This is a genomic window from Kitasatospora sp. NPDC028055 (genome assembly GCF_040637885.1).
Lineage (GTDB): Bacteria > Actinomycetota > Actinomycetes > Streptomycetales > Streptomycetaceae > Kitasatospora.
Genome location: NZ_JBEZXE010000014.1, coordinates 52,753 through 66,287, shown reverse-complemented (window position 1 = coordinate 66,287; position 13,535 = coordinate 52,753). Strand labels below are relative to the sequence as shown.

General features: G+C 75.1%; 5 protein-coding genes. 1 reads left to right on the top strand and 4 read right to left on the bottom strand.

Annotation, left to right across the window (positions count from 1 at the left end):
• Positions 1-5: 5 nt before the first annotated feature.
• The 4 genes from AB0F71_RS17080 to AB0F71_RS17065 form a co-directional block, all read right to left on the bottom strand.
• The gene (locus AB0F71_RS17080; protein ID WP_360234233.1) at positions 6-9,773 is read right to left on the bottom strand and encodes an amino acid adenylation domain-containing protein; all 9,768 of its coding nucleotides are present in this window, start codon (positions 9,771-9,773) and stop codon (positions 6-8) included.
• Positions 9,774-9,929: 156 nt separating this feature from the next.
• Positions 9,930-10,142, bottom strand: coding sequence for an MbtH family protein (locus tag AB0F71_RS17075; protein WP_360234230.1), 213 nt, complete (start codon positions 10,140-10,142; stop codon positions 9,930-9,932).
• Positions 10,143-10,260: 118 nt separating this feature from the next.
• On the bottom strand, positions 10,261-10,419 hold the full coding sequence (locus tag AB0F71_RS17070; RefSeq protein ID WP_360234227.1) for a hypothetical protein: 159 nt from the start codon (positions 10,417-10,419) through the stop codon (positions 10,261-10,263).
• 348 nt (positions 10,420-10,767) lie between these two features.
• A complete protein-coding gene (locus tag AB0F71_RS17065; RefSeq protein ID WP_360234224.1) occupies positions 10,768-12,165 on the bottom strand; it encodes an IS256 family transposase in 1,398 nt (465 codons plus the stop codon).
• A gap of 342 nt (positions 12,166-12,507) precedes the next feature.
• Between AB0F71_RS17065 and AB0F71_RS17060 the strand changes: the two genes are divergently transcribed.
• Positions 12,508-13,494 (top strand): helix-turn-helix transcriptional regulator, encoded by a 987-nt coding sequence (locus AB0F71_RS17060; RefSeq protein WP_360234221.1) that lies wholly within the window; start codon positions 12,508-12,510, stop codon positions 13,492-13,494.
• The last annotated feature ends 41 nt before the right edge of the window (positions 13,495-13,535 follow it).

Genomic DNA, 13,535 nt, shown 5'->3' with positions numbered 1-13,535 from the left:
AGGGCCTACGCCGGCCCGCCGGGCCGGCGCATCGGCCGGAGGGCGGGCCGGGCCTTGCGGGCCGCGGGCAGCGCGTCGGCGAGCTCGCCGACCGTGGGGTGGTCGAAGAGGGTGCGGATCGTCATCTCGACGCCCAGGGCAGTGCGGATCCGGCTGACCAGCTTGGTGGCGAGGAGCGAGTGGCCTCCGAGGTCGAAGAAGTCGTCGTCGATGCTGACCGCGGCCAGCCCGAGGACCTGGGCGAACTGCTCGCACAGGCTCCGCTCCTGGGTGGTGCGAGGGGCGCGTCCTTCGGGGGTGCCGGTGTAGTCGGGGGCGGGCAGGGCGCGGCGGTCGACCTTGCCGTTGGGGGTGACGGGGAGGGCGTCGAGGACGAGGACGGCGGCCGGGAGCATGTAGCCGGGGAGGCGGTCGGTGACGAAGGCGCGCAGTTCGCCGGGGGTGGCGTCGCCGGTGACGTAGGCGACCAGGCGTTTGTCGCCGGGCTGGTCCTCGCGGACCAGGGCGAGGGCTTGGCGGACGGCGGGGTGGGCGGTGAGAGCGGCCTCGACCTCGCCGAGTTCGATCCGGAAGCCGCGGATCTTCACCTGGTCGTCGGCGCGGCCGAGGAACTCCAGCACGCCGTCCGCACGGCGCCGGACGATGTCGCCGGTGCGGTACACGCGCTCGCCCTTGCCGCCGTACGGGCAGGCGACGAAGCGCTCGGCGGTGAGCGCCGGGCGGCCGAGGTAGCCGCGGGCCAGGCCGGCTCCGGCGAGGTAGAGCTCGCCGGGGACGCCGACCGGGACGGGCTGGAGGCCGTCGTCCAGGACGTACGCCCGGGTGTTCGCCATCGGCCGGCCGATCGGCACCGTGTCCGGCACCGAATCGGCGGCGGGCAGCGGTAGTTGGGTCGCGCAGAGGGTGATCTCGGTCGGGCCGTAGAGCACCCGTACGCCGATCCCGGGGACGGCCGCCAGCACCCTGCGCACGGCGGGTGCGGAGACCACGTCCCCGCCGGTCAGCACCTCGCGCACCCCGGCGAAGACGCCCGGGTCCTCCTCGGCGATGACCCGGAACAGGCCGGCGGTGACGTGCACATGGGTGAGCCCGTGCGCCCGGATCAGTGCGCCGATCGCGGCCGCGTCCAGGTCGCCCGCCGGGGCGACGACCACCTGGCCGCCGGAGAGCAGCGGCGCCCAGATCTCGTAGGTCGAGGCGTCGAAGGCGTGCGGGGCGTGGAACAGCACCCGCAGGCCGTCGGGGTGCTGCCAGCACGGGTCGGTGGCGAGCTGGACGACGTCCCGGTGGGTGATGGCGATGCCCTTGGGCACTCCGGTGGAGCCGGAGGTGAACATCACGTAGGCGAGCTGTTCCGGGTGGACGGCGGGGCGGTGGGAGCGGCGCCGCAGCGGGCCGTCGAAGCACTCCGGGGTGAGCGTCCGGACGGGGCAGGGGGCGTCGGCGGCGAGCGGGTGGTCGCGGTGGGCCGCGTCGACCAGGACGAGCGCCGCCCCGGTCTCGGCGGTGATCTGCCGCAGCCGCTCGGCCGGGTGCCGGTCGTCCAGCGGGACGTAGCTGCCGCCGGCCTTGAGGACGGCCAGCAGGGCGGTCAGCAGCTCGGCGGAGCGGTCCATCAGCAGGACCACCGGGGTGTCGGCGCCGACGCCCGCTTCGGCGAGCTCGGCGGCCAGGTGTTCGGCCCGGGCGTCGAGTTCGGCGTAGCTCAGCCGTCCGCCGTCGGTGACCACGGCGGGGGCGTCGGGGGTGGCGGCGGCCCGGGCCTCGAACAGCTCGGGCAGGGTCGCGTCCGGGACGGGTACGGCGGTGTCGTTCCAGCCGGTGAGCAGCTGTTCGCGCTCGGCCGGGCCGAGGACATCGATGGTGCCGATCGGCGCGTCGGGGTCGGCGGTGACGGCGCGCAGCACCCGCAGCAGGCGCTCGGCGAGGGTGGTGGCGGTGGCCGGGTCGAAGAGGTCGGTCGCGTACTCGATCGCCACCGTCAGACCCGCCTGCGGGCCCTGTTCGGTGAAGCGGAAGGACAGGTCGAACTTGGCGACGTCCAGCTCGAAGGGGTGCTCGGCGCAGGCCAGGTCGCCGAAGGCGGTCGGGACGGCCGCGCGGCTCTCCAGCGCGACGAGCGTCTGGAAGAGCGGGTGTCGGGCCGGGGTGCGGGTGGGGTTGAGCTGCTCGACCAGGCGCTCGAAGGGGATGTCCTGGTGGTCGAAGGCGTCCAGGTCGGTGCGGCGGACGCGGTCGAGCAGCTCGCGGAAGCCGGGGTTGCCGGAGGTGTCGGTGCGCAGCAGCAGGGTGTTGACGAAGAAGCCGACCAGGTCGTCGAGGGCTTCGTCGGTGCGTCCGGCGACGGGGGTGCCGAGTGGGAGGTCGGTGCCGGCGCCGAGGCGGGTGTAGAGGGTGGCGACGGCGGCCTGCAGGACCATGAACAGGCTGGCCTGCCGTCCGGCGGCCAACTCGGCGAGCGCGGCGTGGAGGTCGGCGTCGACGACGGCCGTGGCGAGGCCGCCGCGGTGGGTCGGTACGGCCGGTCGCGGGCGGTCGTAGGGCAGCGCCAGCTCCTCCGGGGCGTCCGCCAAGGCTTGCTGCCAGTGGGTGAGTTGGGCGGTGAGCAGGGCGCTGGGGTGCTCCTGGTCGCCGAGCAGCTCGCGCTGCCAGAGGGCGTAGTCGGCGTACTGGACCGGCAGGGGCTGCCAGTCGGGTGCCGTGTGCGCGTGGCGGGCCCGGTAGGCGGTGGCGAGGTCGCGGAAGAGCGGGGCGACGGACCAGCCGTCGCCGGCGATGTGGTGCATCAGGACCAGCAGGACGTGCTCGTCGTGCGGCAGGGAGAACAGTGTGGCGCGGACGGGCAGGTCGCGGGCGAGGTCGAAGACCTCCCGGCCGGCTGCGGCCAGGGCGGTGCGCAGCGCGTCCTCGGAGGCCACCGGCTCCGCGCGCAGGGCGAGTTCGGGGGCGTCGGTGACCAGCTGGTGCGGCTGGCCGTCGGTGGTCGGGACGAGGGTGCGGAGCACCTCGTGCCGGGCCACCACGTCGCGCAGCGCCAGTTCCAGCGCGGGGCGGTCGACCGCGCCGGTGAGCCGGACCGCGACGGGCGTGTTGTAGAGGGCGCTCGGGCCCTCGAACTGCTCGATGAACCACAGGCGTTGCTGGGCGGGGGAGAGCGGCACCAGGGCCGGCCGGGCCTGCGGGCGAAGCGCCGGGCGGGCCGGGGCGTCGACGGCGGGCAGGGTGGCGGCCAGGGCGGTGGCCAGCGCGGTGGCCAGCGCGGCCACGGTCGGGCTGTCGAAGAGGGCACGGATCGGCAGCTCCGCGCCCAGGGCGGTGCGGATCCGGCTGACCAGCTTGGTGGCGAGCAGGGAGTGGCCGCCCAGGTCGAAGAAGTCGTCGTCGATGCTCACCGACGCCAATCCGAGGACCCCGGCGAAGAGTTCGCACAGTGCCCGCTCGGAATCGGTGCGCGGGGCCCGGCCCTCGGCACCCCGGTAGTCGGGGGCGGGCAGGGCGCGACGGTCGACCTTGCCGTTGGGGGTGACCGGCAGTGCGTCCAGCGGGACGGTCGCGGCCGGGAGCATGTAGCCGGGCAGCCGGTCGGCGACGAAGGCGCGCAGGTCCTCGAGCGTGGCCCCGCCGGTGACGTAGACGACCAGCCGCTTGTCGCCGGGCCGGTCCTCGCGGACCACGGCGACGACCTGGCCGACCGCCGGGTGGGCGGTGAACGCCGCCTCCACCTCGCCGAGTTCGATCCGGAAGCCGCGCAGCTTGATCTGGTTGTCCGCTCGACCAACGAACTCCAGTTCGCCTGTGATGGTCCAGCGGGCGAGGTCGCCGGTGCGGTACATCCGGGTGCCGGGGGCGCCGTACGGGTCGGCGACGAAGCGTTCGGCGGTCAGGCCCGGGCGGCCGACGTAGCCGCGTGCCAGTCCGGGCCCGGCGAGGTAGAGCTCGCCGGGGACGCCGACCGGGACGGGGCGCAGGCCGGAGTCGAGGACGTAGGCCCGGGTGTTGGGGAGCGGGCGGCCGATCGGGACGCTGTCCGGCACCTCGGCCGCGGTGGTCATCCGGTGGTGGGTGGCGAAGGTGGTGGTCTCGGTGGGGCCGTAGCCGTTCACCACCCGCAGCCCGGGGCAGTGCTCCAGCACCCGGCGCAGCGCGGCCGGCGAGACGACGTCCCCGCCCGTCCACGTTTCGCGCAGCCCGGCGAAGAGGCGCGGCGACTCGGCGGCCAGCACGTTGAACAGGCCGACCGTCATCCAGGCGGCGGTGACGCCGCCGCGTTCGATGGTGTCGGTGAGTTCGGTGACGCCGAGGCGCCCGGCGGGGGCGAGGACGAGGCGGGCGCCGGAGAGCAGCGGGGCCCAGAGTTCGTAGCTGGAGGCGTCGAAGGCGGTGGGCGAGTGGACCAGGACGCGGTCGTGGGCGCCGCCCGCGAAGGTGCCGCCGAGGGCGAGGTCGACGATCGAGCGGTGGGTGACGCTGATGCCCTTGGGGGTGCCGGTGGAGCCGGAGGTGTGCATCACATAGGCCAACTGGGACGCCCGCCAAGGGAGATCGAGGTTGGCGGCGGTCTCCTCGCCGACCGCGAGGGTGGTCAGTCCGGCCAGCGCCGGGTGGTCGCGGTCGGTGACGGCGATCCGGGCGCCCGCGTCGGCCAGCACGGCCGCGAGGCGTTCCTGCGGCTGGGCGTCGTCCAGTGGGACGTAGCTGCCGCCGGCCTTGAGCACCGCCAGCACGGCCACCACCAGCGCGGGCGAGCGCTCCAGCAGCAGGGCAACCGGCGTTTCCGCCCGTACCCCGGCCTCGACCAGGCGCAGCGCCAAACCGTTGGCCCGGGCGTTGAGTTCGGCGTACGTCAGCTCGACGGAGCCCGCGACCAGGGCGATCGCCTCGGGCGTCGCGGCGGCCTGTGCTTCGAACAGCTCGGGGACCGTACCCGAGGGCAGTTCGGCCACCGGCCCGTGCCGGCCGGTCAGCAGCTGCTCGCGCTCCGCCTCGGTCAACACGTCCACGGTGCCGAGGAGTTCGGCCGGATCGGCGACGATCCGGTCGAGCAGGGCGAGGAAGCGGTCCAGCAGCGTACGGGCCTCGGCGGTCCCGAAGGCGTCCGGCTGGTGGTCCAGCCGCAACTGGAGGCCGTCGCCCGGGGTGAGGGCGAGCAGCAGCGGGTAGTGGGCGCTGTCGACGTCCTCGACCAGGGTGACCCGGGTGGCGCCGCTCGGGTCGGCGGTGTCCAGGGCGGACGGGTCGGGGTAGTTGCCGTACACCGTGACGGTGTCGAACAGGCTGGCCAGTCCGGCGAGTTGCTGGATCTCGGTGAGGCTGAGGTGCTGGTGGTCCAGCAGCGCGGACTGCTCGTGCTGGAGGCGCAGCAGCAGCTGCCCCCAGGACTCGGCCGGGTCGAGGGTGACCCGCACCGGCACGGTGTTGATGAGCAGGCCCATCATCCGCTCGACGCCCGGCAGGTCGTGCGGCCGACCGGAGACGGTGGTGCCGAAGACCACGTCGGTGCGGCCGGTGAGCCGGGCCAGCAGGACGCCCCAGGCGGCCTGGACGAGGGTGTTGAGGGTGACGCCGTAGCGGCGGGCGGTGCGGCCGAGCGCCTCGGTGACGGCCGGGGTGAGACCGGTGTGCAGGCGCAGCGGCAGTCGCGGGGCGGCGGCGGCGGTACGGCCGGGGGCGAGCAGGGTGGGCTCGTCCACGCCCGCGAGGGCCCGGGCCCAGGCGTCGCGGGCGGCGGCGCCGTCGCGCCCGGTGATCCAGCGCAGGTACTCCCGGTAGGGGGCGGCCGGGGGCAGCGGCTGCCGGAAGTAGAGGGCCCAGAGCTCCTCGGCGAACAGCGGGGTGGACCAGCCGTCCAGCAGGATGTGGTGGGCGGCGGCGATCAGCCGGTGCCGGCCGGGGGCGAGGGTGAGCAGGGTGTAGCGCAGCAGCGGCGGCCGGGCGAGGTCGAAGCGGCGGCCGTACTCGGCGGCGGCGATCCGGTCGGCCTCGGCCTCCGGATCGGCGTGGCCCGTCAGGTCGAGGACGGTGAAGGGCAGTTCGACCCGGTCCGGGACGGCCTGGACGGGCGGGCCGTCGGGGCGCTGGTGGAAGCCGGCCCGGAGGTTGGGCTGGCGCAGCAGCAGGGCCTCGGCGGCGGCGCGCAGCCGGTCGGCGTCGACCGGGCCGGTGAGGTCGAAGGTGCAGACGGAGGTGTAGACGTCGGCGCCTTCGGTGTCGTACGCGGCGTGGAAGGCCATGCCCTGCTGCAGCGGGGAGGTCGGCCAGACGTCCACCAGTTCCGCGGGGGCGTGGAGTTCGGCGAGCCGGTCGATCTCGTCCTGGTCGAGGGAGACGAGCGGGAAGTCGGCGGGGGTGTGCCCGCCGGCGTCCGGCCGTTCGGCGTGCTCGGCGAGCGCGCGCAGGGCGGTGAACCAGGCCTCGGCGAGTGCCCGTACCCGGTCCTCGTCGAGCAGTTCGCCGGCCCAGGACCACTGGGCGACCAGCAGCGGGCCCTGCGGGGTGTCGACGGTGGTGGCGTCCAGGCCGAGCACCCGGCCGAGCGCGAGGTCGGGGGCGGCGCCCTCGGTCATCGCCTCGGCCCCGGCGAGCACGTCCTCGGCGCTGACGCCCTCGGGCTGGAAGCGGCCGAGGTAGTTGAACTCGACCTGGGGATCGGCGTGTTCGGCGAGCACCTCGGCGGTGGCCGGGTTGAGGTGGCGCAGCAGGCCGTAGCCGATGCCGTTGTCGGGGACGGCGCGCAGCTGCTCCTTCACCAGCCCGAGGGCCCGGCCGAGGGCCGGTCCGGCGTCGGTGACCTCGGCCCAGCTGAGCGGGCCGGGGGCGAGCCGGACGGGGTAGACGGAGGTGAACCAGCCGGCGGTGCGGTGCAGGTCGACGCCCTCGACCACCTCCTCGCGGCCGTGCCCCTCGACGTTCACCAGCACGGCGCCGTCGTGGTCCGCCGAGTCGCCGCGCCAGTGGGTGAGGGCCAGGGCCAGCGCCGTCAGCAGGACGTCGTTGACCTGGGCGTGGTAGGCGGCGGTCACCTCGGTCAGCAGGGCCCGGGTGGTGTCGGCGGGCAGCACCACGCGCAGGGCGCCGCCGGTGGCGTAGGTGTCCTTCGCCTGGTCCAGCGGGCGCGCGCCGAGCAGCGGGTCCGGGGTGGCCAGCGCGGCCTGCCAGTACGGGAGTTCGGCGGCCCGGCGGTCGCTGCGGGCCTCGGTGGTGAGCCGCTGGGCCCAGCGCCGGAAGGAGGTGGGCACCGGCGGGAGCTCGGGCGTGCGGCCCGCGCGGGCGGCGGCGAGCGCGGTGAGCAGGTCCTCCTCGACGATCCGCCAGGTGACGCCGTCCACCACCAGGTGGTGGATCACCAGCAGCAGCCGGGCGGGCCGGTCCGGGCCGGCGTCGAAGCGGACGGCCTGGACCATCCGGCCGTCCTCGGGGGAGAGCCGGTCGCGGGCGGCCTCGGTGGCGGCGCGCAGGGCGTCCGGCTCGGCCGGGCCGGTGGCGGTGCGCAGCAGGCCCTCGGCGGGGACGGCGCCGGGGGCGGGGACGTGCAGCGTCCAGGGGCGTTCAGCGAGCGGGGAGGTGCGGGCGCGCAGCAGGTCGTGGTGGTCGAGCAGCGCCTGGAGAGCGGTGACCAGCTCCGGGTGCCCCGTCCCGGCGGGGAGGGTGAGCAGGGTGGACTGGTAGAAGCTGCCGACGGCGCCCTGCTGCCGGGACAGCCAGTGCACGATCGGGGTGGGCGGCACCTCGCCGAGGCCCGCCTCGGCCGGCTCGACGGCGACCGGGCCCTCCAGCGGGCGGGCGAGCAGGGCCAGCGCCTCGACGCGGGGCGCCTCGAAGACGGCGCGGGGGGTGAGCCGGAGTCCGGCCTGCCGGGCCCGGGAGACCAGTTGGATGGCGACGATGGAGTCGCCGCCGAGCTCGAAGAAGGAGTCGGTGACCCCGACCCGGGGCAGCCCCAGCACCTCGGCGAACAGCCGGGCGAGGGTGTGTTCCACCTCGCCGGCCGGGGCCCGGCCGCCCTCCTCGGCGGTGCCGAGCACCGGCGCGGGCAGGGCGCGCTTGTCCACCTTGCCGTTGGGCGTCAGCGGCATCCGGTCCAGCACCACGACGACGGGCACCATGTGGTCGGGCAGCTGCCCGGCGCAGTGGGCGCGCAGCTCCGCCGGGTCGGCGGCGCCGACGGTGTAGCCGACCAGCCGGCGCTCGCCCGGGCGGTCCTCGCGGACCAGCACCACGGCCTGCCGGACCCCGGGGTGGGCGGAGAGGGTCTGCTCGATCTCGCCGAGTTCGACCCGGAAGCCGCGGATCTTCACCTGGTCGTCGGCCCGGCCGAGGAAGTCCAGCTGGCCGTCCGGGCGGAGGGCGCCGAGGTCGCCGGTGCGGTACATCCGGCTCCCGGGGGCGCCGAACGGGCAGGCGACGAAGCGGTCGGCGGTCAGGCCGGGGCGGCCCAGGTAGCCGCGGGCCAGGTGCGGGCCGGAGACGTACAGCTCGCCGACGGCGCCCGGCGCCACCGGGCGCAGCCGCTCGTCCAGCAGGTGGATCCGCGCGTCCTGGCAGGGGTGGCCGATCGGGGGCTGCTCGGTGCCGGTGAGCGGCTCGCTCATGGTGACGATGACGGTGGTCTCGGTCGGCCCGTAGCTGTTGAGCATCAGCCGGTCCCGGCCTAGCCGGGCGGCCAGTTCGCGCGGGATGGCCTCGCCGCCGCCGATCAGGGTGCGCAGGGTCGGCAGCGGGGCGTCCGGCAGGGTGGCGGCCATCGCGGTGGCGAGGTCGGCGTGGGTGACGCCGTACCGGTCGATCAGCTCGGCCAGCGCCTCGCCGACCAGCTGGCTCTGCTCGCGGGGGAGGACGAGCGCGGCGCCGGTGGTGAGCGCCACGGCCAGGTCGGAGACGGAGACGTCGAAGCTGAGCGAGGCGGCCTGGAGCACCCGGCTGCCGGGGCCGACGCCGGTGACGGCGACCTGGGTGCCGATCATGCTGGGCAGCCCGGTGTGGGTGACGGCCACGCCCTTGGGCAGGCCGGTGGAGCCGGAGGTGTAGATGACGTACGCGGTGTGGTCGGCGCTCAGCGGCCGGACCCGCTCGGCCGCGGTGAACGGGGTGCCGGGCCGGTCGGCCAGCTCGGCGAGGTGCTCGGGGGAGTCGAGCAGCAGCCGGGGGGCGCCGGTGTCGGGCAGCCGCTCGGCGGTGCCGGCGGTGGTGAGCACCAGCGCGGCGCGGGAGTCGGTGAGCATGTGGCGCAGCCGCTCGGCGGGGTAGGCCGGGTCGGCGGGCAGCCAGGCGGCGCCGGTCTTGGCCACGGCCAGGATCGCGGCGACCGCCTCGGGGGACTTGGGCAGGGCGAGCGCGACCACGTCCTCGGTGCCCAGGCCGCGGGCGGCGAGCACCCGGGCCAACCGGTTGGCGCGGGCGTCCAGTTCGGCGTACGTGAGGGTGGTGGACCCGGCGTACAGCGCGGGGGCGTCCGGGGTGCGGGCGACCTGGGCGTCGACCAGGGAGGTGAGGGTCGGGCGCGGGTCGGGAGCGGTCGGGGCCGGGTCGGCCAGCCGGGTGGCCAGGTCGGCCGGGGTCGGCGCGTCCAGCAGCAGCGGCAGTGGCACCCGGAACCCGAGCTCGGCGCGCACCCGGGCCAGCAGCCGTACGGCGGCGGGCCGGTCGCCGCCCAGCTCGAAGAAGCCCGCCGCGGGGTCGACCGACTCCCGGCCGAGCACCTCCGCGAACAGTCGACACAGCACCTCGGCCGGTCCCGGCCGCGGGTCGGTTCTGTGCGTCTGCTGGTCCCCGGACATCTGGTTCTCTCTCCCTCGTTGCTGCGTGACCCGCGGGCGGTCGGCCCGGTCGGCGTGGTGGGCCAGTGGCCGTACGGCGGTGCGTCGGTGACGGCCGCTCGGTGGCGGTGGTCCCGTGAACCGGTGGCCCTACTGAGGCTCCTCAGTGACGGCCGGTCAGTGGCCGGACAGGTGGGCGATCAGGCTCTTCGGCCGCAGGTCCTGCCAGTGCTGCTCCACGTACTCGACGCACTCCGGCCGGCGGGCCGCGCCGAAGACCTGGTGCCAGCCGTCGGGCACCGGGCTGAACACCGGCCACAGCGAGTGCTGGCCCTCGTCGTTGGCCAGGACGAGGTAGTCGGCCTCGGGGTCGTCGAACGGGTTCGCCATCGTCGGTTTCCTCTCTGTTCGGAGAATTACGAGGAGGGGGGAATTTCCTCGGCGCGCGGTGAACGGCTCATGTCGGCCGGCGGTTCACCGAGTTCGCCCCGAGTTTGCGCCAGTGCGTTCACGGGCCCCAGCCGGAGTCGTCCCCGTGCACGGCCGAGGGACCTGCGGCAACGGTGGACTGGTACGGTGCGGCGTGGATCTGGAGGCCGATCCCGGCGACCAGCAGAACGGCGAGAATTCCGAGCATCTTGTGAATGCGATCGGCAAGATTCGTCATGGCGAATTCCTCTTCCTGAGGCGGGCGGTGTGTGCGCTCCTCGCTGTGAATGAATCCTGCCGAGGCCCAAACTGGCGTGGAAGCTCTGGCCGTTATCGGGATCACGCAATGCGGGAACCGGAAGCGTGAACAGACTGTGCCAAAATCGGGCAGAACTGATGCAAAGAGCACCTGGGTCTGTCAGATCAGTGGTGGGAGGGCGGGCGCACGGAGGTCCGGCCCATGGCCGGAACCCCACCCCGGAGGTCGGGAGCCGGGGGTCGACGGAGGTCGGTGGCGCCCGCGACAGGTCACCGCCGGGCTTGCTGAGGCAATCTCAACTGCAGTTAAGAACAAGGTAGTTGAGCGTCACTGTCGAGACCCACGGCGCAACTCGGCGCGGACGGCCGGCCAGTCCCCGGTCCACGGCCGGCGGGCCCCGGCCGGCGACTCCAGGGCGAGGGTCGCCAGATAGACGCGCTTGAGCGCGGCCCGCTCGTCCCGCACCCGCCCCGCGGCCTGCTCGATCCGGCGCAGCCGGGCGTGCAGCCGCTCCAGCGCCCCGCCGCCCGCCAGCAGCCGCCGCGCCTCCGGGCCGAACCGGAACCCCGGGGCGAGCAGCGGCCACGCCGCCCGCCAGACCCGGAACACCTCGCGGTGGCCCGGCCCCCACTCCCGCTCGGCCCGGCCCAACCGCTCCAGCGCCGCCGCCTCGGTGGGCGCGGTACAGATCTCGAGCAGGACCTGGGCCAGCCCGCCCCAGTCCTCGCCCGGCGCGTGCCGCAGCGCGGCGTGCAGCAGGTGCGCCACCGAGGTGTGCACCACGGTACGCGGCCACCGCGCGGCCGCCGCCTCGGTCAGCCCCGCACCGGCGGCGCCGACCAGCACCCAGACCTCCCGCACCCCGCGCTCGGCCAGCCCGGCCAGCACCTGCGGCCACTGCTCGCCGTCCGCGGCCGGCCACAGGCCCAGCACCTCGCGCAGCCCGTCCGTGGAGATCCCCAGCGCCAGGTGCACCAGCGGGCCGCCCGAACGCCCGCTGCGCACCGAGTCGACGAAGACCACCGGGTACACCGGGTCCAGCGGGCGCCCGCGCCGGTCGTCGAGCTCGTCGAGCACCTGGTCGGTGATCGCCGAGACGGTCTCCCGGCTGATCTCCACCCCGTACACCTCGGCCAGGTGCGCCACCAGCTCGCTCGAACTGAGGCCGCGCGCGGTGAGCGAGACCACCAGCCGGTCCAGCCCCGGCAGCCGACGGGCCCGGGGGCGGACCGTACGGGGGGCGAAGCTGCCCTCCCGGTCCCGGGGCACCCGCACCTCGACCGGCCCGATCTCGGTCAGCAAGCGCCTGGCCCGGGCGCCGTTCGGGCCGTTGGGGCCACGGTGGCCGGACGGTCCGCCGGATCCGCCCGGGCCGCCGGCCGCCACCGCGGGGTTGTTGGTGCCCGGGCCGCGCAGGTGCTCCTGGAACTCCAGCTCCAACGCACGCTCGATCAACTGCTTGGCCAGCGCCTGGAGCAGGCCGCCGTCGCCGAGCAACTGCACCGAGCCCGCGCCGACCTGGGCCGCGGCAGCCTCGGCGAGCTGCCGCACCAGCCGCTGGTCCACCAGCCCGGCCGGGTCCACCAGCCCGGTCGGATCCACCAGCCGGGCCGGGTCCCCGAGCAGGGCCGGGTCCACCAGTCGGGCCGGATCCACCAGTCGGGCCGGGTCCACCGGGCCGGGGGTCTCCACCGGCGGGGGCGGGTCGGGATCAGCTCGCAACAAGGGGGTGCCCTCCGTCCGTCCGTCGGCCGGGCCGGTTCACCGGCCCTTCGCTCCGGCCGCCCTGACGGGGCGACGCGCGCAATGCGGCGGCCACCCGCCCGTTACCGCAACCGGGTACGGTCGTCCTCGCCGTCACCACCGTCGGACGCCGTTGCCGGGCATGCCCGGTTTCGCCGACAACCGCTGATTTCCGCGTCCTTAGCGCGTACACTCGCGGCTGTCGTGGCCCGGGGGGGATGCGTCCGAACGGCAGGTGAGCACCATCCTGCCCTTCCGGACGTCTGGCTGTTGCCGGTGCGGGCATTCGTGAAAGCGCAATGCCGAAGCCGGAAGGATGCCCAGATGTGCCCATGCCAGGACACCAGCACGGAAAAGGGGACACCCCAACTGTGTGACCGGGGGGTCGAGTTCTACCGGGTCGCACTCGCCGAGGGCGGCGCCGTCGCCGGACAGGCCCCGGAATGCCTGCTCAGTATGGGCCTGCTGCGCACCCTGCCCGGCGCCGGGCACCGGCTCGCCCCCGTCCCGCCCGACCTCGCGGTCACCGGCCTGACCCGGCCGCTCGAACTCGCCGTGCTGGCCCACCAGGAGCAGCTCGCCGAACTGCGCACCGCCTTCACCGCCGCCGAGCACGCCTACCGCGACGTGATGAGACAGGCCCAGCTCCCGATCCGCCAGCTGGCCGGCGAAGAGATCAACCCGGCGCTGGAGAAGGCCGTCGCCGACTGCACCGAGGAACTGCGCACCGCCCAGCCCGGCGGCGGACGCGGCGCCGACCACCTGGCCGCCGCCCTCCCGCGCGACCTCGCCCTCGCCGAACGCGGCGTCCGCCAGCGCACCCTGTACCAGCACACCGTCCGCTCGCACGGCCCGACCCTGGCCTACATCGAGCAGGTCTCCGCCCGCGGCGCCCAGGTGCGCACCCTCAACGAGGTCTTCGACCGGGTCATCATCTGCGACCGCTCCACCGCCTTCATCCCGGCCGGCGCCCAGCGCGAGGCCGCCGCGGTGCTCATCCAGTTCCCGCCCCTGGTCGAGTACCTGCTCAAGATCTACGAGTTGATGTGGGAACGCGCCGAGCCCGTCACCTACCTGGAGGGCCACCACCGCCCCCAGCTGCTCACCGACCGCACCCGCCGCAACGTCCTGCGGCTGATGGTCAACGGCTTCACCGACGAGGCGATCGCCACCCGCCTCGGGATGAGCACCCGTACGGTCTCCAGCCACATCCAGAAGGCCAGCGAGCTCCTCGGCAGCCGCAGCCGGGGCCACCTCGGCTACATCATCGCGCGCGAGGGCGTCCTGGACGAGCCGCTCGACGACCTCTGACGTCGGCCCCGGTGACAGCGCCCGGGTGACGCGGACCGGGG

Coding starts and splice junctions, on each gene's coding strand:
- AB0F71_RS17060 (WP_360234221.1), top strand. CDS start 12,508: ATGTGCCCATGCCAGGACACCAGCACGGAAAAGGGGACACCCCAACTG.
- AB0F71_RS17080 (WP_360234233.1), bottom strand. CDS start 9,773: ATGTCCGGGGACCAGCAGACGCACAGAACCGACCCGCGGCCGGGACCG.
- AB0F71_RS17075 (WP_360234230.1), bottom strand. CDS start 10,142: ATGGCGAACCCGTTCGACGACCCCGAGGCCGACTACCTCGTCCTGGCC.
- AB0F71_RS17070 (WP_360234227.1), bottom strand. CDS start 10,419: ATGACGAATCTTGCCGATCGCATTCACAAGATGCTCGGAATTCTCGCC.